Raw genomic sequence first — 22,630 nt, 5'->3', positions numbered from 1 at the left:
CCGCGGCTTGTCCTGACAGATGCGTGAAGAGACGTTCGCGCTCCGCGTCGCCCGGCAGGAAGCTACGCCCGCCGATCACCGATGCAAGGACACCAAGCGCCAACGTAGCGACATCATGCCTCGCTTCTTTAAGCGCATTGGCATCGATGCTCACATCTTCCGCCGGCTCGATACGCACGCCGACCCCAAGAAAATCCGCAACCGCCTCGCCTTGCGCCCGTCGGGTTGCGACTGCTTTTGCGATTCTATCCAATTCGGTGGCCAGTTCGGTGGAATGCCCCTCACCCTTACCCTCTCCCCGCAAGCGGGGAGAGGGGGGCATAGATGTTTGCGCATTCTTGTTCATGCCAGGCGCTGGGAGAGAAGAAGAACCAGCAACGCGGAGGTCTCCCTCTCCCCGCCTGCGGGGAGAGGGTAAGGGTGAGGGGCTTCCGCCATCGCCCAATCTCGCCCGAACCCTCGGGCGCTCGAACGCGAGATTCTCATTGGTCGGGTCGTCGAACCATTCGATATTCCGTTTGCGCAAAACGGAGCGCAAATCCTCGCGGCGGGTGTTCAACAAAGGCCGCACCAGCCAGAGCTGCCCGTCGAGCAAGGTGAACCCGGCCATACCCGCTAGCCCCCTGCCCACACCCCGCGCGCCGCGCATGAGAAACGTCTCGATCTGATCGTCCCGTGTGTGACCGGTGACGATAATTCTCGCGCCCGCCTTTCGGGCGGCCTCGACCAGCAGCCGATAGCGCGCCTCGCGCGCCGCCGCTGGAAGGCCGGTCTTTGGCTTCTCCCCTTCCCAGCGCAAGGTTCGATGCTCGATGCCGTGCTCACGGCAAAGCCGCGCGACAGCTTCCGCTTCGTCGGCCGATTCCGGCCTGAGACCATGGTCGATGGTGACGGCGGTCAGCTGGGGCGCATCCGCACCGCGCTGCGCCAGATATTCCTTGAGAAGAAAAAGCAGCGCCAGCGAATCCCCGCCGCCCGATACAGCCGCCACGATCGCCCGCGCACCACCGAAATCGATCGACGCAAAGATCGTGTCTGGATCGAGATCAGCAGCTGTTTTTGGCACGTTCTTCCGTCACCCGGTGGAGAACAGCCTGCGATGCTCCAGGATAGCGCGTCGGCACCTGGGCAAAGGTCGCGCAGGCAACCTCCTGATCCTTCATCTTTGCCAGAGTCATGCCGAGCTTCAACAAATTTTCCGCACCGCGCTTGGAGTCCGGATAATCACGCTGCGTATCGATGAACACCGTCGCGGCTTCCGGATAGCGCTCCTGCCCATAAAGCGATTCTCCCAGCCAGAACCGGGCATCGGCAGTCGAGGGATCCGCGGGATACCGCTTGACATGCTCGCGAAACGCCGTTTCCGCCGCGCGATAGTCACCGGCCAGAATGCTCTGATACGCAAGCTGATAGAGATCCTGCGGATTGTCTGTTTCTGGAAGCGAGGCGATTGCATTGCCGCCCGCCGGAACCGCGCCACTGCCTCGGGTTGCCGCCTCATCCATCGTCTCGCCGATTACATTGCCATTGGCGTCAAAGCGGATGGAGCCAAGGGAACGGGCGGGAAGCCCGTGCTCCGGCGATGCACTTTGCGGTTCAATGGCCATGGAATCGGCGCTGTCAGAAGCGGATGCCACCGGGGCGGCGGACGAGGCATCTTGCGATGCCTCACCCTTCGTCTCGCGCGTTGCGGAAGCGACCGCCCTGTCCTGGCGGCTGCCCGCATCCGAGCGCTTGCTCTTTTCCAACTCCTGGAAGCGGAACTCATTGTCTTCCTGAACTTTACGCATCTGCTCCTGCATCTGGAGAATCTGAAAATTCAGTTCCTCAAGCTTGCCGGTCAGGGAGCGCACCTGCTCTTCAAGCTGGCTGACGCGAGGATCAGCGCCCTGCGCGGCCGCTGTTCCAACGAGCAGTGGCAACAAAGCCATGCTCATCAACAGTTTCTTCAATAGTCCGTTCATTCGTCGTTGGCCCCTTCGATACCCCTGTTTTTGAAGCATGATCCCATCGCCTCAATCGGCTCACTTGCTTATTTATCAATCCATACCCTACTGGAAGACAAGCAAGTTCGGCCAAAATTTGTTTAAAATGAAAAAGCGGCCGCCTGGCCGCTTTTCCTTGATCCTATGTGATGTTTTTGCAAGCAGCAAAAACAAAATTTAAGAGCCTGCGCCACCCAGAACGGTGACGGCACGGCGGTTCTGCGACCAGCAGGAGATGTCATCGCAAACCGCGACCGGACGCTCCTTGCCGTAGGAAAGGGTGCGCATGCGGCTGGCGGGCACACCCTGCGAGGCGAGGTAGTCGCGCGCGGCGGCGGCGCGGCGCTGGCCGAGCGCGAGGTTGTATTCGCGCGTGCCGCGCTCATCGGAATGGCCTTCGATGGTGATCTGGTAGTTCGGGTAGCGCTGGAGCCACTGCGCCTGCTTGGCGAGCGTCTGCTGCGCATCGGCGCGGATGACCGAGGAATCGGTGTCGAAAAAGACGCGGTCGCCGACATTGACCGTGAAATCCTGCGCCGAACCGGCAACGGCGCCGTTCGCGCCCGCGCCGCCCAGGCCAAGATCGCCGGCATTGCTTGGAAGATTTTTCTTGGAGGCGCATCCGGCAACGGCAAGCGACATGAAAAGGGCGACAACGATCGGGCTGCGTGCGATTGTCTGGATACGGCGCATGGGCCGGGGCTCCTTGATAATTTTAATTGTTACGGTGAACAGGTAGTAACCATATCGAGGTTAAGGCGCACTCAAGAATTATGGTTAATTTTCTCTTGGCGTCCCGCCTGTCCCCGAAGGCTGTTTGGCATTCACATTCAAGAGACAATGCGGCGGAAAGAGGGCTTTCCGCCGCCAGATTGTCGCAGTCGGAGTTCCACCCTCCCCCTTGCGGGGAGGGTCGGACCGGAAGGTCCGGGGTGGGGTGGTGAAGGATAGAGCACAACCGTCTCTCACCCCCATCCGCCTGCTCCGCAGGCAGCGCTTCGCTATGGCTTCGCGCGTTCGTCGCTGGAAAAGCCAAATCGTTGGCTTTTCCTCGGCCTATGGCCGAACGCTTCTCACTCCCCGCAAGGAGGAAGGAGAGTTTCGCTAGTCGAGCAGAGGGGACCATGCTGGATCGGAGCCGAAGTTCGGCGTCTGGATCTGCCGCTCGTTGCGCCCCGTCACGTCGATGGTGAAAAGCCGGGCGCCGGCGCCGGGCGGCTGGCGGAAGAACATAAGCACGCGGCCATTCGGCGCCCATGTCGGCCCCTCATTGTGGATGCTGGTGGCCAGCAGCCGCTCGCCCGAACCGTCGGTCTTCATTACACCAATGGAAAACTGACCGCCGGACTGCTTGGTGAAGGCGATCAGATCGCCGCGCGGTGACCAGACCGGCGTTGAATAGGCGCCGTCGCCAAAGGAGATACGGCGGGGATTGGAACCATCAGCGCCCATGACGTAAATCTGCTGGCGGCCGCCGCGGTCGGATTCGAATACGATCTGCGTCCCGTCAGGCGAATAGGATGCCGACGTATCGATGGCCGACGAGCTGGTAAGGCGCGTCGTCGTGCGGCTGCGAAGGTCCATCGTGTAGATATTGGCGCTGCCATCGTCCTGAAGCAGGCTCATGATCACCTTCTGTCCATCGGGCGAGAAGCGTGGCGCGATGGTCATACCCGGAAAATTGCCGACTACCTCGCGCTGCCCCGTATCGAGCTGCAGGAGGTACACGCGCGGCTTGCCGCCGGCGAACGACATGTAAGTGATCTCCTGGCGGCTGGGCGAGAAACGCGGGGTGAGGACCAGGTCGCGCCCATCGGAAAGGTAAATCACATTCGCGCCGTCCTGGTCCATGATGGCCAGCCGCTTGACGCGCTTTTCCTTCGATCCCGTTTCATCGACAAAGACGATGCGCGAGTCGAAATAGCCCTTCTCGCCGGTGAGCCGCTCATAGATGGCATCGGCGATGATATGCGCGATGCGGCGCCAGTTTTCGGGCGAGGTATAGAACTGCTGCCCGGCGAGTTGCTGTCCGGCGAACGTGTCCCACAGACGGAACTCCGCCTTCAGCCGCCCGTCCGCCTCCTTGGTGACGCGGCCCGTGACCAGCGCCTGCGCGTTGATCACCTTCCAGTCCTCGAAGCGCGGCGCGGCATCGGGATTGGAAATCTTCTCGATGAACGCGCCCTTGTTAACAGGCGCGAACAGCCCGGAGCGTTCCAGATCGGCGGCGATAATGGCGGAAACTTTCGCGCCCATCTGGTCTGCCGACAGAAAATCGGTGATCGCGATCGGCAGCGGTTCGACATTGCCCTTGTTGATGTTGATTTCAACAGCAGCCTCGGCAGGCATGAACCCAGCCGTACTGGAAGCCACGAACATGGCCAGGGCTGAAAAAAACGTCCGGATCATTCTCTTCATAATTTCGTGGACCTCGTTTGTCCTTGGGGCCATTCGATTGGCAAAGCTGGTTGAATTCTAGAACATCTCGCTTGGGTCGAAATGCGCGGTGACATCGGCCCAGTCATCGTATTTGTCGCGCGGCAAATTGTAAGGTGCGCAGCGCATGACGGCGCGAAGCGCGCTACCTGCCGCCGCCCTGCTGACCGCGCCATCGCCACCACCGGCGGACGTAACCTCCGGCGTGCCTTCGATCTCGCCCGTTTCGGTCAATTTCATCTTCACCGTCACGCGCAGTCCTTGCGCATCAGCCACGCCGGCCGGCACGTTCCAGCACTTGGATATCTGGCCTTTCAGCGCATCGAGCTCGCTCTGGCTCAGTTTCGAGCCGCCCGTATTCTTCTCGCCGCCAAGCGAGGCCTGTTCGGTAGAGCGCTTCGCACCGCCGCCAGCGGCCTTCTCGCGATTAAGAAGCGCCTTGACCTCATCGGCGATGGCGTCTTTCTCTTCCGACGCGTTCTTGGCCGCAGCCGATGCCGTCTCTTTCGTCTCTTCGGTCTGCTTGCGGTCCGGCGTCTTGGCCGTCTGCGCCTGCGGCGGCTTCGGCTTGGCGTCGGGCGCGGGAACCTTGTCGGGCAGCTTCACGGCTTCGGCGTCAGGGCTTTCCGTCTGCTTCTCGATGGCCTCAGCCACTGCATCCGGCTTCACTTCCTGCTTGGGCTCAGGCTTGGGCTGAACTTCAGTTGCCGGAACCGGCGTCGGCTTGGGCTCGGGCTTCGGTTCCGGCTTCGGATCTGGAATCGGCTCCGGCTTTTCCACCGGCTTCGGCTGTGGCTTGGCGGCGTCCGCCGTCTCCACCGGTTTCGGCTTGGCATCGGGCTTGGGCGGTGTTTTCAGGTCGATATCGTTGTCACCCGCATTCTCGGCATTCTCCAGGGGCGGCTTGGGCTTCGTCGTCGGCGTCACCGCGGCCTTTTCCTTCATCGGAGCCTTCTTGTCGCCCTGCTGGATTTGCGTGATGGATTCGATCGGCACGATATCCACCGGCAGCGCCTCGGCATCCGTGATCTCGAAAGGTTTCGGCGACGAAAAGGATACAAGTCCCCATCCGAGGATGACGGCGTGCAAAATCGCGGAGGATGTCAGGCCAGCCTTCATGATGGCGTCAGCTATTCTGCTCCTGGAGTGTCACAAGACCGATATTCTTGAAACCGGCCGCTGAAATTCGCGCCATGACCTGCATGACGGTGCCGTAATCCGCGCTCTTGTCGCCGCGCACAAAGATACGTTCCTCATAACCCGTCTTGGAAATCGCCTCTAGCTTCGGCACGACCTCGTCGAGGCCGATCTCGGTTTCCTGCAGATAGATCTGCCCCTTGTCATTGACCGAGACGGTGATCGGCTGCGTCTGCGCATTCATCTCCTTGGCCTGCGTCTCGGGCAGGTCGATGGGCACGCCGACGGTCAACATCGGCGCGGCGACCATGAAGATGATGAGCAGCACCAGCATCACGTCCACGAAGGGCGTGACGTTGATCTCGCTCATCAGGGCTTTCCTGCGCCCGCGACGGCCACGGCGGCCGCCGCCAGATCCCTGATTTCCCACCGACATGCCCATGGCTTGTCTTTCCCTCTAAATCCGTTTCCGGCCCTCTAAATCCGTTTCCGGCGCTCGCCTTTACTGGCGAGGCTGAAGCTTCTCATCGATTTGCCGCGAGAGTATGGCGGAAAACTCGTCGGCGAAGCCTTCCATGCGCGCGCTGATCTTGCCCGCGTCGCTGGAAAGCTTGTTGTAGGCGATAACTGCCGGAATAGCGGCGAGGAGTCCGATGGCCGTCGCCAGAAGCGCCTCGGCGATACCAGGCGCCACGACTGCCAGATTGGTCGATTTCGAAGAGGCGATGGCCTGGAACGACGTCATGATGCCTACCACGGTACCGAACAAGCCTATGAATGGCGCCGCCGAACCGATTGTCGCAAGAAAGCCCAGACGGGATTCCAGCTTGTCGTTCTCGCGCGCCAGAGCCACATCCATCGCCTTGTCGATGCGCATCTGCAGCGCAATGGGTGAACGCGCGCCCTTCTCAAAGGATTTTTTCCACTCGCGCATCGCCGCCATGAAGATGGCGCTCGTGCCCGTCGTGCGGCGATCATTCAGATTGCGATAGAGATCCTCCAGCGACTGCCCGGACCAGAACACCTGCTCGAAGCGATCGAGCGCCCTGCGCGCGCGGCCATAGCCAACCGTCTTGTCTACGACGATCGCCCACGTCCAGACCGAGGCGCCGAGAAGGCCGAGCATGACGAGCTTGACCACCCAGTTCGCCTGCATGAACAAGCCCCAGAGGGAGACGTCGGCGCTGGGAGCAGCAAGCGCAATGTTTTCCATAAGTCCACCATCCTCGAATCCAAACGCCCGGCACGGGACCGGGCGGCAAGGGTCGCATTCGTTGTCGCAGTCGCCGCATTTTGTAAAGAGGTTAATAGCCCCCTAATACGGCTTCTTGCGGCTAAATTTGGTGAAAGGAAGGCGCGGGATCAAACGCGGTCCGTTGCCCTCATCTCCGTTCTCGCGCATTCATGAATCCTTATGGTTAAGGATGAGTTATGATTCCAGCATTTTCGAACGCCCTTTCCAAACGATCCCGTTTGTCATAAAAGCCTCTCTTTCCGGTCGCAGCCCACCCGGATCAACAAAACAAGGGACAACGCACATGAAAACACTCGTCGTCTGCTCCGGCGGACTGGATTCCGTATCCTTGGCCCACAAGGTGGCGGCGGAACACGAACTCACCGGCCTCATATCCTTCGATTACGGCCAGCGCCACCTTAGGGAGATCGACTTCGCCGCCAGCTGCGCGAAGCGGCTGGGCGTCGCGCACCATGTCATCGACATCCGTCCAATCGGAGCGCATCTCACCGGTTCGGCGCTGACCGATGACGTGGACGTGCCCGACGGGCATTATGCGGAGGAGACGATGAAGACCACCATCGTTCCGAACCGCAATGCCATCATGCTGGCGATAGCGTTCGGCCTGGCGGCTGCGCAAAAGGCGGACGCGGTCGCCGTCGCCGTGCATGGCGGGGACCACTTCATCTATCCCGACTGCCGGCCCGGCTTCATCGAAGCATTCCAGGCCATGCAGGACGAGGCTCTCGACGGATATGCAAAGGTCAGGCTTTTTGCGCCTTATGTCGAGATCTCCAAGGCGGAAATCGTCAGCGATGGCGCGAGGCATGGCACACCGTTCGCCGAAAGCTGGTCCTGCTACAAGGGCGGGGAGAACCATTGCGGGCGCTGCGGCACCTGCGTCGAGCGCCGCGAGGCTTTCCACCTCGCCGGCATCGAGGACCCGACACGATATGAGGATCCGGATTTCTGGAAAACGGCCGTGTCGCAACACGCCGTTAGGGAGGAACGGTAATGTACCGGATCACCAAGGAATTCCATTTCTCCGCCTCCCATCAGCTGAGCCATCTACCGCCGGAGCATCAATGCGCGCGCCTGCACGGTCATAACTACATCGTGGTCGTCGAGCTTGCCGCTGAAACCTTGGGCGAAGATGGTTTCGTCCGCGACTACCACGATCTTTCGGCCCTCAAGCGCTATATCGACGAGACGCTGGACCATCGCCATTTGAACGAAGTCTTCGGCCATGAAAAGGTAACGTCCGAGTTTCTGGCGAAGCACTTCTTCGATTGGTGCAAGGCGCGTCTCCCTGAGACATCGGCGGTGCGCATTAGCGAGACCCCTAAGACATGGGCCGAATATCGCCCCACCGCTTCGCAGCCATGACCGGGCAGATTATCCGCACCAGCGAAATCTTCGGCCCGACGATACAGGGTGAAGGCGCCTTGATTGGATTGCCGACCGTCTTCGTGCGGACCGGCGGCTGCGATTACCGCTGCTCCTGGTGCGATAGCCTGCACGCAGTCGACAGCGCGTTCCGGCATGAGTGGACGCCGATGTCCCCGGAAGCGATCTTTCAGGAGGTAACCCGCCTCTCCGGCGGAATCCCTCTGACGGTTTCGCTATCGGGAGGCAACCCGGCGGTTCAGCCGCTCGAGCCCCTCATCGAACTCGGACATTCGCATGGATATCGTTTCGCCCTGGAAACGCAGGGCAGCATCGCTCGCGACTGGTTTGCCGATCTCGACGTGCTTGTCCTCAGCCCCAAACCGCCTTCCAGCGGAATGCGGACCGATTGGGACCAACTGGACGCTTGCCTCACGGCAGGTAGCGCCGGACAGGCACAGATCGCGCTCAAGATCGTCGTCTTCGACGATGAGGACTACGCGTTCGCACGGCGGACGGCAGGGCGATACCCGGATACGCCAATCTACCTCCAACCGGGCAATCACACGCCACCCCCGCCGCACGACGATGCGGCGCATGTGGATATCGACGGGATTATGGATCGGATGCTTTGGCTGGTTGCCAAGGTGACGGAAGACCGGTGGTATGCGGCCCGTATCCTACCGCAGTTGCATGTGCTTCTTTGGGGTAATAAGCGGGGTGTGTGAATAGCGTGACATCTATACGCTTTTTCATATTTAGATGGAAACGTAGTGCGCCCTTCACCCCCGTGGTTCGAGGCTCCGCTACGCTTCGCACCTCACCATGAGGGTGAAGGGGCCGCAACGTCGCAGTAGCCCTCATCCTGATGTGTGTAGCGAAGCGGAGCCTCGAAGGACGAGGGCGCGGGCACTAGTTCTGGCAAACGCTAACGCAGGAACAGCTCTTTCCACTCCTTCGGAAAACGCCGCGGCCTCCCCTCCTTGTTGATGAGCGCCGCCTCCACCTTCGCCTCGATCAACAGAACGTCCTCCCGCGAAATCCTCTGCAACATATGGATGCGCGCACCGGAAACATCCTCTACCCGTGTCTCGATCGCCAGAATGTCATCGATGCGCGCGGGACCTCGAAAATCGATCTCCATGCGCCGTACGATCCAGACCAGATGCTCGCCATGCACCCCATCCGCCAGTTCGGAATGATGGATGCCGGTAAGGCGCAGGAAATCGGTGCGTCCGCGTTCGAGAAATTCCAGATAGCGGCCATGATAGACCACACCGGAAAAATCCGTATCCGCGTAATAGACCCGCGCGAGAAGCCGGTGGCCGCTTGTCGTCAACACGCCTGAAAGCAGCGCGTCCCCTGCCCTTGAATTATCGCCGGTAAGCTGATTTGGTTCCGCCATTCCCGCTTCCTCATTATATGATGAAGTGAAGCGATGACACTCTTGGCCGCCATGTTCAAGCTGAAGAAACCGCTATTCCCCGCTCTGGCGCTCGCCGTGGCGTTCGCCATGCCCGCTGCCGCCGCGACGTTCAAAATGAAGCGCGGCGTCAATCTCGATATATGGACCACCTGGCCAGACGAAAGCCGCTGGAACGACGAAAGCGTGCTCCTGCCCTACCCGGAATGGCGCAAGAGCCTTGAGCCACAGGATTTGGCCGCGCTGAAACAGGCCGGGTTCGATTTCGTCCGCATTCCGGTCGACCCCGCCCCATTCCTATCCGATAAGACAATCATCTTCCGCGACAAGCTTTATGAAAGCGTGTTGCAATCCGCCCACCTGGTCAATGAAGCCGGATTGAACGCGGTTGTCGATCTCCATCTCTTCCCTACGGAACGCAGCGTCAGCATGACCAATGTCATGGCCGACCCGGCTCTTTTCGAGCGCTATCTGGATGTTGTCCGCACTATGGGCCGCACCCTTTCTAGGGAAGCGCCGGATAAAATTGCGTTCGAGTTGATGAACGAGCCTGTCGTCGATTGCGATGCGACATCCTCCCCTCGCTGGCCGGGAATGCTGCGGCAGCTTTTCGCCGCCGCGCGCGCCTCTGCCACAAATTTGACCTTGGTACTTTCAGGCGGATGCTGGGGCAAGGCGGAGGCGCTGGCACGGGTAGACCCACGCGATATTCCCGACGACAATATCATCTGGAGTTTCCATACCTATGGCCCTTTTCTGTTGACGCATCAGGGCGCGCTATGGGCGGGCGATTTCATCCGCTACGTTACCGGCCTCCCCTATCCGCCCTATAGTGTCCCGCCAGCCGAACGGGAGAGAACCCTCGAAGAAATACGTCAACGCATCGAAGAAAAGGCGCCCCTGATGCGACGCATCGGACTGCTGGCCTATCTCGATGAGCAATATGCCGAGATCGATACGCCGGAAAAGCTCTCCAACGTCATCGAAGCGCCCTTCAAGACGGTTGCGGCATGGGCTGCAAAATATGGCATCCCAAAGGAAGATATCTTCTTGGGCGAGTTCGGCATGATCCGGCAGGAAGATGGCAATCCTTATCGTATGCCCTCGCAATGGCGCGCCGCCTATCTGCACGACATCACCACACTATCGGAGCGCTACGGATATGCTTGGGCCGTCTGGTCATGGGGCGGCGCCTTCGGCATCACCAACGATGACAAGAACCGCATATTGGACCCCCTTATCCTGAAAGGGCTGGGGCTGAAATAGCTACCCCACAGAGGTCAATCGTCATCCTGAAATAGCCCGATCTGCGTTTGCGCAAGATCGGACGGCGCGGTTAGTCCCAGATGCCGCCATGCGTTGACGGTCAGCACGCGCCCGCGCGGGGTGCGCTGGATGAAGCCCTGCTGGATGAGATAGGGCTCGATGATATCCTCGATCGCATCGCGCGGCTCGGAAAGGCCGGCGGCGATGGTTTCGATGCCGACCGGACCGCCACCGAAATTCCGGGCGATCATGTCGAGATAGCGCCGGTCGAGCTGGTCGAGGCCGATGCTGTCAACCTCAAGCCGCAAAAGCGCCTCGTCGGCTATCTTGCGGTTGACGGTATCGGCCCGAGCCACAAGCGCAAAGTCGCGCACCCGCCGCAACAGCCGCCCGGCGATGCGCGGCGTACCGCGCGCGCGCCGCGCGATCTCCAGTGCACCGTCATCCGAAATGCCCAGTTGCATGATCCGCGCGCCGCGCCGCACGATATGCTCAAGCTCCGGCACCGTATAGAAATTGAGCCGCACGGGAATGCCGAAGCGATCACGCAGCGGCGTGGTCAAAAGGCCAAGGCGGGTGGTCGCGGCGACAAGCGTGAAGCGGGCGAGATCGATCTTCACCGACCGCGCCGCCGGTCCTTCGCCGATGATGAGGTCGAGCTGGAAATCTTCCATCGCCGGATAGAGGATTTCCTCCACCGCCGGGTTGAGCCGGTGGATCTCGTCAATGAACAGCACATCCCGGTCTTCGAGATTGGTCAGGAGCGCAGCCAGATCGCCGGCCTTGGCGATGACCGGACCGGAGGTCGAGCGGAAATTAGCGCCCAGCTCCTTCGCCATGATCTGCGCCAGCGTGGTCTTGCCAAGGCCGGGCGGTCCGACGAAAAGCACATGGTCGAGCGCCTCGCCGCGCGTCCGCGCCGCCTCGATGAACACTTTCAGATTGGCCCGCGCCGCCGCCTGCCCGACGAAATCGTCAAGCGATTGCGGCCGCAGCGTGTTGTCGACATCCTCGCCGCGCTTGTCGGGAGATATCAGGCGGTTGCTATCGTTCATGCCATTCTCACCGCGCCAGTTCCTTCAGCCCAAGCCGGATGAGTTTCGCGGAATCGGCATCCTCTCCCGCCTGCTTCAGCGCCGCCGCAACCGCATTGGCCGCCTGGTCGCGCGAATAGCCGAGATTGCTGAGTGCCGAAACCGCATCGGCGACGGGCGCGGGAGCTACCCCTTCGCCCAGCTCTTGCTTCAGCCCGATGGTGCCGGACGCTTCGCCGGCGAAAGCCGGAGCCTTGTTCTTCAATTCGGTGACGATCCGCTCCGCCACCTTCTTGCCGACACCAGGCGCGCGGCTGACCATGGCGAGATCGCGCAGCGCGATGGCATTGGCGAGTTCCGACGGCGTCAGCGTGCCAAGCACCGCGAGCGCCACCTTCGCGCCCACACCTTGCACATTTTGCAACAAACGAAACCACTCGCGTTCCAGATGGGAGGCGAAGCCATAAAGCCGGATCATGTCCTCGCGGACATAGGTCTCGATGAAGAGCGTCGCCGCCTCGCCCACACCAGGCAGATTGCCGAGCGTCCGCGTCGAGCAATAGGCGACATAACCGACGCCATGCACATCGATAATGACATGATCCTCGTCGATCTCATCGACCGTTCCCTTGAGCTTGCCGATCATGCGATTTGCGCGAGCCTCCCGGTGATACTTTGCCTGTTATGGGCGTGACAGATGGCGATGGCCAGCGCATCGGCGGCATCGTTACCCTCAAAGGTGGCCTTAGGCATCAAAACCTTGACCATCATGTGGATCTGCTGCTTCTCGCCATGCCCGACGCCGATCACTGCCTTCTTGACCGCATTCGGCGCATATTCAGCGACGCTCAAGCCAGCCTGCGCCGGCACAAGCATGGCGATGCCGCGTGCCTGACCAAGCTTCAGCGTGGCGGTAGCATCCTTGTTGACGAATGTATGCTCCACGGCCGCCTCATGCGGCATATGGCTGTGCAAAACCGCGGAAAGCCCCTCATGCAACTGACAAAGCCTGGAAGCAAGATCCATCTTGTCGTCGGATTTGACCGTGCCGGAAGCAATGAAGCGCAGCGAGTTGCCAAGCGTCTCCACCACGCCCCAGCCCGTCCGTCTCAAGCCCGGGTCAATACCGATAATCCGAATCGCTTCTCTCATGTGCCGACCTTACCGTTTGCAAGGCGCACTTGACAGCAGAAATGTGAACAAAAGAGAAACAAAATAGCGAGTAGAAATTTTCTACGCGTTACAACCATCTCTATTTGCTTTGAAGACGATTTGGATATGATCGCGTCGCCGGATTTCGATCCGGCAAATGAAAGGAGGTGAGACGATTGAAGAAAACCGGGCTTACGCTGATTATCAGGTTAACGACTTGGCGGTTCACCCTGACTGTCAGCAAAATTAAGTAAGCACATTGGGATCGGGCTTCGGCCCGGTCCCTCCGGTAAAGGAAGATCGTCTCACCTCCTTCTTAGGATATTACCACGACACCCAACGATTTCAAGGCGCGGCGCAAGCCCAAACGGGTTTACCGTCCACCAAAGGCCGTCTGCAGCAGCACCAGCTGATCCGATACCGGATTGCCGGCCACGCCGGAAATGCCTGGCGCGCCATAGACCTCGTCATCCATGCGCCTAATCCGCTCCTGCAGGCGCAGCGAGCGTTCGACGATATCGATGAAATCCGCCGGCATTTGCGCCCAGCCCGGCAGTGCTTCCGCCGCTGAAGATGTATCGAGACGAACCTTGGCCTTCTCCATCGCCACTTGCTGTCGGGTCAGTTCGCCGTTGCGGGCAGCGCGCTGAAGGAGAAGCCAGGATGCGATCTGCATGAGGCGCGTCGTCAGCCGCATGGACTCGGCGGCATAAAACGGCGTTGCGGAGCGTGGCAGCATTTTTGCTTCGTCGCGGCCCGGACCGTCGAGGTAAGCAGCCGCTTCCTCGACCAGACTCATCCCCTCCCTGTAAAGCGGTTTGAACGAATCGGAGAAAACGACGCGCTCAGCCAGCCTTATGGTATTATTCCGGTATTCGTGTTCGATCATGATCGTCTTCGCAACCCCACACTGCCGTTGTTTCAGGCAGTATCTCCTGAGCATGACCCCCAAAAAGTTGACCAGCTTTTTGGATAGGATCATGCGGATAAGCAATCTTAGAATCGGGCCCATCCGAACCCATTTCCGAGGGTTCGATCACGAACCGGCGATGGGCGAAACAGGCCTTGGCATGAATCCCACTGCAAACTGCATTGCTATACACCGCGACGCAAGAATATGTTTAAGAAAGGGTTAACGCAATCTGCGCATTCCCACAAAATTGTGAACAAAAAAAGAGCCGCGAAAGCGGCTCTCAGGAGTTTAACAGGGAGGCGTCAAACAGAGTGGCGAAACCACTCGGTAAGTATCCAGGAAAACTGGATATCAACCATTTAATACGCTTATCCTTAATGAACGGTTAATCCCGCCAGCTTTCACGGCCCCGTTTTCGCGGCCCCACTTTCATTGCATGAAATCGGCTTACAGGCTCAAGACAGGCTGAAATCCCGGCTTCATCCCCGCACCGTGTGCTTGGGCAGGTCTCTCCTGGGCTTGGACGGGAGCGGCTTTCGCTGCAGTTTTTCCACCCCAACCGATGCGCGGCAGCCATTCCAGATAATAGGCGAGTGCGAACTGCACGACGATTCCGGTGGCGATCAGCAGCGTGTCATAGGGAAGACCACCTGGATTGATGAGCTTCATCACCTGCGCGACCATCGCAAGGATCGTGCCTGCGATGAAGACCGGCAGCGAATGCCTGCCGAGGATCGCCAGCGGATGGTCGGGCGCCGTGCGCGCGAGATTGGAAATCGCCGGGACCGCGACGATAATATAGCTTGCCGCCAGCACATGTAGCAGTCGAGGCATTGAAAGAAACGTCTTGTCGAATCCCGTCAGGACCGCCGGCAGCCCCATCGAAGGGTCGACACCCCACAATGGCAGCCGCACCCATACGAGCGCGAGCAGGAGATAGGCAGCGGAAGCGCCTATCAGCCAGGGATAGGCCGGAATGCGTCCGCCCCGGCGAACATGCACGGTCCCCGCGATGCCTATGACGAACAGGAACTGCCAGGAAAGCGGATTGAGGAACCAGAATCCGGAAGTCGGATAATTGTGAGGCGCGATTTGGTAGATGCCCGCCAGAAGCCAGAATACGCCTGAAACGCCCACCATCAGCCCGAGGCTTAGGCGCGCCAGAAGAAGAAATGCCGGCGTCATCAGCAGAAGCACCGCATACATCGAGAGAATATTATTATAACCAAGCTGATGGCCTAGCGTGACGATGCCGAACAACGCCTCTACCGGATGTTTCATCACGGGCTGGATATTGATCTGCGACAGGAACTCCGGCCGCTTGAGGAAGATCGCCGTGCCGGCAAAGATGGCAAGCGTCGCCATGGTGGTCATGATGTGCGTGGTATAAAGCACTCCCGCCCGCCGCCACATCTTCAGCCCGGTCAGAAGACGATTGCCCGGTTGGAACTTGGTCCCATAGGCGAGCCCCACCGCGATCCCGGAAATCAGCACGAAGGCTTCGGCGGCATCCGAGAACCCCAGGTTCTTATGGGTCAGATGTTCATAGATCGTACCCGGCACATGATTGACGAAGATCGTCAGCAGCGCCAGCGCCCTGAATACGTCGATACGGGTATCCCGCTTAAAATGATTCAGCATCTTAATCTCTGTATATTTGAAGCAACCTTGGGAATCCCAAGTTCACGAAGCAGTTAATCAGGGCAACGAAGGTCAGAATCTACATAGGCCGTATACCGGTTTAAACGATGCCAGCGAAGCCATATTCCCAAGAAATGGGACGGAATTCCGCATCGTCCAGTTCAACTTTCTTGTCCGTTCAAAACATGGCGGCAACACCGTCATAAACGAGCTTCATCCCGGTCAGAAAAACCATGGAGTAGATGAAGGGATAAAAGACCTCAGGCTTCATCCGCCTCACGATCCATGCGCCGGCAAGCGGCGTGGCAAATGCCAGGGGCGCGAGAACGGCGGAGGCCGATAGATTGGTCGCATCGAACTGGCCGAGAGCGAAATAAGGAATGACCTTCACGGCGTTCATCACAGTGAAGAAGATGACGCTGGTGCCGTTATAGATCTTCGGATCCTGTCTCAACGGCAGCGCATAGATCTGGTAAGGAGGACCGCCCGCATGCGCAACGAAACTGGTGAACCCGGCGATCGTGGACCAGAAGGTCGCCGCCGCAAAATTCTGCCGTTTTGGCGTCGCCCGCCCCGCGGCTCCCGCAAGCACATAACGCAGCACGAAAAGCACCGCGACCGCGCCGACGATAAGCTTCACCATGTCGTTGGTGACAACCGCCACCAGCAGCCAGCCGATGGCTATGCCGATAATCCCGCCGGGCAGCATATATTTGAGCGTCTTGACATCACGGTAGCCACGCCAGGCCCAAAGGCTCGCCACGTCCATCACGATGAGGATCGGCAGCATGATCGCCGCCGCCTGCACGGGGGCAATCACCAGCGTCATCAGCGGCACGCCAAGCTGCCCCATCGCGCCGCCGAGCCCCCCCTTGGAAAGGCCGACGAGGATGACAGCCGGAAGAGCGGTTGCATAGAACCAGGGGTCGGCGAGAAGACTGTGCATGGAATGGACTCAGCGGGAACAAGGATTAATACCCCTCCGCCACACCGATGACGAGGTACGTTTCATGCAATACACGACTCACCGCATCGCATTAAGAGGGCTGTTCAACCAGCAAACCATGCTCTATGCCCGAATTCCATCATCTTCTTGACCTTAGGCTTATCCCATGACCGCGCCGAACCATGCCAATCGCTGCCGTATCGTTCTCGTCGCCCCTCCGGTTGGGGATAGCGACGCGCTTGCCGCCCTCTTGCGCAAGGCGCTTTCCGGTGGCGATGCGGCGAGCGTGATTCTTGATTCCGCAGGCCTCGACGAAGCGACGTTCCAGGCGGCGGCGCAAAAGGCCATTCCTGTCATCCAAAGCGCGGGCGCGGCGGCACTGATCCTCAACGATACGCAAATTGCCGGCCGTGTCGGCGCCGATGGCGTGCACATCGAAGGCAAGATCGCCGATCTCGCGGACACCATCGAACGCCACGCGCCCCGGCTGATCGTCGGCATGGGAAACTTGCGCGACCGCCACGGCGCATTGGAGATTGGCGAGTTGCAGCCTGATTACGTCATGTTCGGCAAGGTCGGCGCCGACATGAAGCCCGAGCCGCATTCGCGCAACATCGGCCTCGCCGAATGGTGGGCGCCGATGGTCGAAATCCCCTGCATCGTACAGGCTGGAAACATCCTCGCAAGCATTGAACAGGCGGCAGCGACCGGCGCCGAGTTCGTGGCCCTCGGAGCCGCCATATTCGCAAGCGACGATCCGGCGGAAGCCATGCGCGAGGCCAACCGGCTGCTTGATGAGACAGCGCCGCGTTTCGAGAGCTGAACGGATGAAGCGATTGCCGATCATAGCCCTTGCGATTTCCGCCGCCCTGCCCGGCGCAACCGCGCAGGCTGCAGCGCCAACGGAAAAGGACGACAAGCCGGCCATGCTCAGGCAACCGGCCTCAACCGATACCTTACCGTCCATGGACCGCTTCGGCGACAAGCCGGCCGATGACGCTTTCGGCGCATTCCAACGCGGGCTTTATCTTACCGCCCTCAATCTGGCGCTGCCGCGCGCTGAAAAAGGCGACCCTGCCGCGCAGCTGCTTGCGGCGGAAATTTACGCGCGTGGGCTGGGCGTTCCGGTCAACCAGGCAGAAGCGGCGCGCTGGTATGAAAAAGCGGCGGAGCAAGGCGTGACGGAAGCGCAGTTCCGTTATGGCGCCATGCTGCTGCAGGGCAAGCACATCCCGCGCGATAAGGCAAAGGGCGAGAAGCTGATGCAGGCAGCCGCCGAGGCTGGCAATCCGATGGCGCAATATAATTATGGTCAGCTGATGATGGCGAACCACCCCGGCGAAACCGGGCTGGACAAGGCGTTTCCCTGGTTCATGAAGGCGGCGCAGGCGCGCCTTGCCGATGGCGAATATGGCGTCAGCCAGATCTATGCCAACGGCACGCTGAAAATTCCGCGCGACGACAAAAAGGCACGCGAATTCCTCGAGCGGGCGGCGAAACAGGGTTTCGACACGGCCCAGCTCGATCTGGCCAGCTGGTACATCGAAGGGCGCGGCGGCGTGCGCGATTACAAGGCCGGCTTCCGCTGGATGCACCGCGCCGCCCTTACCGGCAACGTAGCGGCACAGGCCCGCCTCGCCCGGCTCTATCGCGATGGCATCGGCACGGAGGGAAATTCCGTCGAGGCCGCCGCATGGTATATCGTAGCCCGCCGCGCCGGTCTCTCCGCCCACGATCTCGACTCGTTCATGGACGGTCTCGACGAGGCTCAGATAAAGGAAGCCATCGCCCGCGCCGGCAAGCTTCGCTAGGCCCCATTTCAGCTTAATTACATCCTGCTCAGAAAGTTCGCCTGCCTCCAAGCTTGCGCAAATTCGCAATTTATGGTCTTGGGAGCCCCGATTGCTGCGGCTTATGTTATTATCGGCTGAGCCCGCCCCTTCTCAGATTAGATCCGGAACAATTCCATGAAGATCAACGGAAACGAAATCCGCCCAGGCAATGTCATCGAGCACAACGGCAGCCTCTGGGCCGCGGTGAAGACCAACGCGGTGAAGCCCGGCAAGGGCGGCGCCTACAATCAGGTCGAATTGAAAAACCTCATCGACGGCACCAAGCTCAACGAGCGCTTCCGCTCCGCCGAAACGGTCGAGCGCGTTCGCCTGGAACAGAAAGACTTCTCGTTCCTTTACGAACAGGGCGATGCGTTGATTTTCATGGATACCGAGAGCTACGAGCAACTCGAGTTGCAAAAAGATTTCGTCGGTGATCGCGCCGCCTTCCTGCAGGACGGCATGATGGTCACGGTCGAGCTTTACGAAGAAAAGCCGATCGGCATTCGCCTGCCTGATTATGTGACGCTCACAATCACCGAGGCAGACCCTGTGGTGAAAGGCCAGACGGCAAGTGCCTCTTATAAGCCGGCCATGCTCGAAAACGGCATCCGCATCCTCGTCCCACCCTTCATCGGATCGGGCGAGCGCGTGATCGTCGATACCAATGAACTGACCTATGTCCGTCGCGCGGATTAATTAACGAAATGCCGGCGGGGCAATACCCCCCTCTGCCCTGCCGGGCATCTCCCCCTCAAGAGGGGAGATTGGCTGACATCGCCCTTCGCCTTCATTCTGCAAGGTTTGCGATTGGTGCCGCATGTTGATGAAGGCGTAATCTCCCCCCTTGAGGGGGAGATGCCCGGCAGGGCAGAGGGGGGTGTGCCTGGAACCAACATTTGCAAGTAACAGGAATTAAGAAATGGCGCGTTCGGCGATACTCAATGTCATGGTCCAGGCCGCGGTGAAGGCCGGGCGCTCGCTTGCGCGCGATTTCGGCGAGGTACAGAACCTCCAGGTCTCCCTGAAAGGCCCCGGCGATTATGTCAGCCAGGCGGACAAACGCGCCGAGGACATCGTCTATGCGGAACTGCGCCGCGCGCGGCCGGACTACAGCTTCCTCATGGAGGAATCCGGCGCCATCGAAGGCAGCGACGGCCAGCACCGCTGGCTGGTCGATCCGCTCGACGGCACGACCAATTTTCTGCACGGCATACCGGTGTTCGGCGTATCCATCGCACTGGAGCGCCAGGGGCAGATCGTCGCCGGCGTGATCTACAATCCGGCCATGGACGAGCTTTACACCGCCGAGCGCGGAGGCGGCGCCTTCCTGAACGATCGCCGCCTGCGCGTTGCAGCCCGCACAAAATTGTCGGATGCGGTCATCGGCACGGGCGTTCCGCATCTGGGCCGCGGCCATCACGGCAACTACCTGCTCGAATTGCGCAATGTCATGGGCGAGACGGCGGGCATCCGCCGCATGGGCGCTGCAGCACTCGATCTCGCCTATGTCGCCGCCGGACGCCTTGACGGCTTTTGGGAAGACGCGCTTCATCCCTGGGATATCGGCGCGGGTATTCTTCTCGTGCGCGAGGCAGGCGGCTTCCTCTCCGACAAGAATGGCGGCCAGGATATGTTCGAGACAAAATCGATCGTCGCGGGCAATGAGGCCATCCAATCCGCCTTGCTGCAGGTTCTGAAAAAGCCCGTCTAGAGAGACGCGCGTCCGATTGGACGCGTAGAGGACGTTCTAACACTCTGGAATACTGCGTAATTCCATTCCATAGAATCGAATTTCATTGAAGGAATTATGCCGTCGCCCGCGTGACGGCTGCCATAATTTCAGTTAATCTCCGCATCCGGCAATGCCCCTGTTAATACGGGTTATTACGGGTTGAGGAGTGGGAATTCATGGCAAGAGCGAAAGCAACGAAAACGGATCGGGAGTTCGGCGCGGATTTCGATCCCTACAGACTGTCGAGCCCCCGTATCGTCGTTCTGGCGATGGTGATCTTCCTGATTATCGTGGCTTTCCTCGGCGCCATTCTGCTACGCCAGATCCAGGTGTTTTTCTTCACCAATCCCGGCTTGAACGGCCTCATTCTCGGCGTTCTCCTGATCGGCATCCTGCTTGCCTTCGGCCAGGTGCTGCGGCTTTTCCCGGAGATCCGCTGGGTCAATTCATTTCGTGGCGGCTTCGAAGAAAGAAGCGGGCGCGATCCAGTGCTGCTGGCTCCCATGCGCGCACTGATCGGCCGTCGCCAGTCGATGGCGCTCTCCACCAGTTCGATGCGCTCGATCCTCGATTCCATCGCTACGCGCCTTGATGAAAGCCGCGATATCTCACGCTATCTGATCGGCCTTCTGGTCTTTCTGGGCCTGCTCGGCACCTTCTGGGGCCTGCTCGAAACCATAGGCTCGATCAGCCAGACCATTCAGTCGCTCGACCCGAAGGGCGGCAATACAAATGACATGCTGGATGCCCTGAAAACAGGGCTGCAAGCGCCGTTGCGCGGCATGGGCACGGCCTTTTCCTCCTCGCTCTTCGGCCTGTCCGGTTCGCTCATTCTCGGCTTTCTCGACCTGCAGGCGGGGCGTGCCCAAAACCGTTTCTATACGGAACTGGAAAACTGGCTCTCCTCGGTCACCGATCTGGGTTCGGACCTGATCGGTCAGGAAGGCGCGTCCGGAACCACCGATGAACTTCGCGCGCTCGCCGAACGGATGCAGTCCATGCACGATGCCGGCGCCCCCGGTCAACGCACCACCGCGGCGCTGGCCAATCTCGCGGAGGGCATTCAGGGTCTGGTCAAGAACATGCGCAACGAGCAGCAATTGGTGCGCGACTGGATGGGAAACCAGGCGGATGAGCAAAAAGCGACCCGCGCCACGCTCGATAAGCTCGCCACCGCAATCGCCAAGCAACAGCACCGCGAGGTGAAATAGCCATGGCGCTCGCTCGCAATCGCCGCCAGCAGCGGACGGTTGATTACTGGCCTGGCTTCGTCGATGCGCTGTCGACATTGCTGCTCGCGATCATGTTTCTGCTATCGGTTTTCGTGCTGGCGCAATTCCTCCTCTCCCGCGAGGTGACGAGCAAGGATGAAGTGCTGAGCCGGCTCAACAGCCAGATCAACGAATTGACGCAACTTCTCTCCCTGGAACGCAGCAACAAACAGGATTTGCAGGATTCGCTTACCGATCTGCAGGCATCGTTGACGCAGGCGGAAAGCGAACGCTCCCGCCTGCAATCTCTTTTGAGCGCGGGGGCAGGTGCCGGCGCGGCAGCGGAAGGCCGCATCGGCGAGCTATCGAGCAATCTTGAAGCAGAGAAACAGGTCAGTGCCCGGGCGCTATCGCAAGTTGAACTACTGAACCAGCAGATCGCCGCGCTTCGCCGTCAGATCGGCGCGCTGGAAGAAGCGCTGAACGCCTCGGAGTCACGCGACCGCGAATCCAACGCCAAGATCGCCGATCTCGGCAAGCGGCTGAACGTGGCGCTGGCTCAGCGTGTGCAGGAACTCAACCGTTACCGCTCCGATTTCTTCGGGCGCTTGCGCGAGATTCTGTCCGACCGCGAGAACATCCGCATTGTCGGCGACCGTTTCGTCTTCCAGTCGGAGGTGCTGTTTTCCAGCGGGTCGGCCGATATCAGCACCGCCGGACAGGACGAGATGAAAAAGCTCGCCGACGCCATCATCCAGTTGAACAAGGAAATTCCCGGCGACATAAACTGGGTTCTGCGCGTCGATGGCCACACGGACAACGTCCCGCTCGCAGGCACCGGCCGCTTCCGCGACAATTGGGAGCTTTCGTCGGCGCGCGCTGTCGCCGTGGTGAAATTTCTCGTTGCCAACGGCGTCCCGGCCAATCGCCTGGTGGCCGCCGGCTTCGGCGAATATCAGTCGCTCGATCCCGCTGACACGCCGGATGCCAGAAGCCGCAACCGCCGCATCGAGCTGAAACTGACGGAGCGATGAGACAGATATTTTGATGGATGCGCTAGCCACACCCCCCTCTGCCCTCCTGAGCTTTTGTCGAAGGGCGGGCATCTCCCCCTCAAGGGGGGAGATTGGCTGACAGGACATGCGGCTCTTGTTCTGCACGCTCTGTAATTGGTGCTACACACTGATGAAGGCGTAATCTCCCCCCTTGAGGGGGAGATGCCTGGCAAGGCAGAGGGGGGTATCGTGGCGCCAACGCTTCCATCATGAGGGTAGAATAAAATGGCCTTGGGAGGGGAAA

Annotated in this window: 23 protein-coding genes and 1 pseudogene; 10 read left to right on the top strand and 14 right to left on the bottom strand. The window is 60.0% G+C overall.

Annotated features, from left to right (window positions below):
* Positions 1-451 precede the first annotated feature (451 nt).
* The 7 genes and pseudogenes from tilS to tolQ all read right to left on the bottom strand — a co-directional run.
* Positions 452-1,066 (bottom strand): annotated as a pseudogene (gene tilS / locus C7477_RS19155) (tRNA lysidine(34) synthetase TilS); the annotation flags it as partial.
* Positions 1,047-1,937 (bottom strand): tol-pal system protein YbgF, encoded by an 891-nt coding sequence (gene ybgF / locus C7477_RS06825; RefSeq protein ID WP_245411749.1) that lies wholly within the window; start codon positions 1,935-1,937, stop codon positions 1,047-1,049. The gene ybgF and the pseudogene tilS, both read right to left, overlap by 20 nt.
* Positions 1,938-2,162: 225 nt before the next feature.
* On the bottom strand, positions 2,163-2,678 hold the full coding sequence (pal, locus tag C7477_RS06820; RefSeq protein WP_110750427.1) for a peptidoglycan-associated lipoprotein Pal: 516 nt from the start codon (positions 2,676-2,678) through the stop codon (positions 2,163-2,165).
* A 411-nt stretch (positions 2,679-3,089) separates the two neighbouring features.
* Positions 3,090-4,436 (bottom strand): Tol-Pal system beta propeller repeat protein TolB, encoded by a 1,347-nt coding sequence (tolB, locus tag C7477_RS06815; protein ID WP_425373530.1) that lies wholly within the window; start codon positions 4,434-4,436, stop codon positions 3,090-3,092.
* Positions 4,437-4,460: 24 nt separating this feature from the next.
* Positions 4,461-5,540: a hypothetical protein gene (locus tag C7477_RS06810; protein WP_110750422.1), complete on the bottom strand. Its 1,080-nt coding sequence runs from the start codon at positions 5,538-5,540 to the stop codon at positions 4,461-4,463.
* A 7-nt stretch (positions 5,541-5,547) separates the two neighbouring features.
* On the bottom strand, positions 5,548-6,000 hold the full coding sequence (gene tolR / locus C7477_RS06805; RefSeq protein ID WP_110750420.1) for a protein TolR: 453 nt from the start codon (positions 5,998-6,000) through the stop codon (positions 5,548-5,550).
* Between the two features lie 60 nt (positions 6,001-6,060).
* Positions 6,061-6,771: a protein TolQ gene (gene tolQ, locus C7477_RS06800; RefSeq protein ID WP_110750419.1), complete on the bottom strand. Its 711-nt coding sequence runs from the start codon at positions 6,769-6,771 to the stop codon at positions 6,061-6,063.
* Positions 6,772-7,096: 325 nt separating this feature from the next.
* Between tolQ and queC the strand changes: the two genes are divergently transcribed.
* Genes queC through queE form a run of 3 tightly spaced genes read left to right on the top strand, consistent with a single transcriptional unit; the run spans position 7,097 to position 8,906 of the window.
* On the top strand, positions 7,097-7,807 hold the full coding sequence (gene queC / locus C7477_RS06795; RefSeq protein WP_110750417.1) for a 7-cyano-7-deazaguanine synthase QueC: 711 nt from the start codon (positions 7,097-7,099) through the stop codon (positions 7,805-7,807).
* Positions 7,807-8,178: a 6-carboxytetrahydropterin synthase QueD gene (queD, locus tag C7477_RS06790; protein ID WP_110750415.1), complete on the top strand. Its 372-nt coding sequence runs from the start codon at positions 7,807-7,809 to the stop codon at positions 8,176-8,178. The genes queC and queD overlap by 1 nt, the downstream gene beginning before the upstream one ends.
* Positions 8,175-8,906, top strand: coding sequence for a 7-carboxy-7-deazaguanine synthase QueE (queE, locus tag C7477_RS06785; protein ID WP_110750413.1), 732 nt, complete (start codon positions 8,175-8,177; stop codon positions 8,904-8,906). The genes queD and queE overlap by 4 nt, the downstream gene beginning before the upstream one ends.
* Positions 8,907-9,106: 200 nt before the next feature.
* Here the strand turns inward: queE and ybgC are convergent, their stop codons facing one another.
* On the bottom strand, positions 9,107-9,583 hold the full coding sequence (ybgC, locus tag C7477_RS06780) for a tol-pal system-associated acyl-CoA thioesterase (protein ID WP_110750411.1): 477 nt from the start codon (positions 9,581-9,583) through the stop codon (positions 9,107-9,109).
* Between the two features lie 33 nt (positions 9,584-9,616).
* Here ybgC and C7477_RS06775 point away from each other — a divergent pair, with 33 nt between their 5' ends.
* Positions 9,617-10,867: a glycoside hydrolase family 5 protein gene (locus tag C7477_RS06775; protein ID WP_110750409.1), complete on the top strand. Its 1,251-nt coding sequence runs from the start codon at positions 9,617-9,619 to the stop codon at positions 10,865-10,867.
* Between the two features lie 14 nt (positions 10,868-10,881).
* Here C7477_RS06775 and ruvB read toward each other — a convergent pair whose 3' ends face one another.
* The 6 genes from ruvB to C7477_RS06745 all read right to left on the bottom strand — a co-directional run bounded on the left by ruvB (position 10,882) and on the right by C7477_RS06745 (position 16,553).
* Complete coding sequence (ruvB, locus tag C7477_RS06770) at positions 10,882-11,922, bottom strand: Holliday junction branch migration DNA helicase RuvB (RefSeq protein ID WP_110750407.1); 1,041 nt, start codon at positions 11,920-11,922, stop codon at positions 10,882-10,884.
* Positions 11,923-11,929: 7 nt separating this feature from the next.
* Positions 11,930-12,547 (bottom strand): Holliday junction branch migration protein RuvA, encoded by a 618-nt coding sequence (ruvA, locus tag C7477_RS06765; RefSeq protein ID WP_110750405.1) that lies wholly within the window; start codon positions 12,545-12,547, stop codon positions 11,930-11,932.
* Positions 12,544-13,053 carry a crossover junction endodeoxyribonuclease RuvC gene (gene ruvC / locus C7477_RS06760; RefSeq protein WP_110750403.1) on the bottom strand — a complete coding sequence of 170 codons (510 nt, stop codon included), beginning with the start codon at positions 13,051-13,053 and terminating at the stop codon, positions 12,544-12,546. Before ruvC ends, ruvA begins: the two co-directional genes overlap by 4 nt.
* Before the next feature lie 373 nt (positions 13,054-13,426).
* Positions 13,427-13,942: a protease adaptor protein RcdA gene (gene rcdA, locus C7477_RS06755; protein WP_110750401.1), complete on the bottom strand. Its 516-nt coding sequence runs from the start codon at positions 13,940-13,942 to the stop codon at positions 13,427-13,429.
* A gap of 471 nt (positions 13,943-14,413) precedes the next feature.
* Positions 14,414-15,607, bottom strand: a complete 1,194-nt coding sequence (locus C7477_RS06750) for an OpgC family protein (RefSeq protein WP_110750399.1) — start codon at positions 15,605-15,607, stop codon at positions 14,414-14,416.
* 178 nt (positions 15,608-15,785) lie between these two features.
* Entirely contained in the window at positions 15,786-16,553 is a 768-nt protein-coding gene (locus C7477_RS06745; protein ID WP_110750397.1) for a sulfite exporter TauE/SafE family protein, read from the bottom strand.
* Between the two features lie 166 nt (positions 16,554-16,719).
* On the opposite strand from C7477_RS06745, the gene C7477_RS06740 reads away from it, so the two are divergent.
* The 6 genes from C7477_RS06740 to C7477_RS06710 all read left to right on the top strand — a co-directional run bounded on the left by C7477_RS06740 (position 16,720) and on the right by C7477_RS06710 (position 22,365).
* On the top strand, positions 16,720-17,376 hold the full coding sequence (locus C7477_RS06740; protein ID WP_110750395.1) for a thiamine phosphate synthase: 657 nt from the start codon (positions 16,720-16,722) through the stop codon (positions 17,374-17,376).
* 4 nt (positions 17,377-17,380) lie between these two features.
* Positions 17,381-18,364 carry a tetratricopeptide repeat protein gene (locus C7477_RS06735; protein WP_110750393.1) on the top strand — a complete coding sequence of 328 codons (984 nt, stop codon included), beginning with the start codon at positions 17,381-17,383 and terminating at the stop codon, positions 18,362-18,364.
* 156 nt (positions 18,365-18,520) lie between these two features.
* Positions 18,521-19,084 (top strand): elongation factor P, encoded by a 564-nt coding sequence (efp, locus tag C7477_RS06730; protein WP_110750391.1) that lies wholly within the window; start codon positions 18,521-18,523, stop codon positions 19,082-19,084.
* 223 nt (positions 19,085-19,307) lie between these two features.
* Positions 19,308-20,099, top strand: coding sequence for an inositol monophosphatase family protein (locus C7477_RS06720; protein ID WP_110750387.1), 792 nt, complete (start codon positions 19,308-19,310; stop codon positions 20,097-20,099).
* 197 nt (positions 20,100-20,296) lie between these two features.
* On the top strand, positions 20,297-21,331 hold the full coding sequence (locus tag C7477_RS06715; RefSeq protein ID WP_110750385.1) for a MotA/TolQ/ExbB proton channel family protein: 1,035 nt from the start codon (positions 20,297-20,299) through the stop codon (positions 21,329-21,331).
* Positions 21,332-21,333: 2 nt separating this feature from the next.
* Entirely contained in the window at positions 21,334-22,365 is a 1,032-nt protein-coding gene (locus C7477_RS06710) for a peptidoglycan -binding protein (protein WP_110750383.1), read from the top strand.
* Positions 22,366-22,630 lie beyond the last annotated feature (265 nt).

Origin of the sequence: Paramesorhizobium leguminum (assembly GCF_003217235.1) — a bacterium.
GTDB classification, from domain to species: domain Bacteria; phylum Pseudomonadota; class Alphaproteobacteria; order Rhizobiales; family Rhizobiaceae; genus Paramesorhizobium; species Paramesorhizobium leguminum.
The sequence above is the reverse complement of the archived record's forward strand: the minus strand, read 5'-3'. Positions and strand labels throughout refer to the sequence as shown.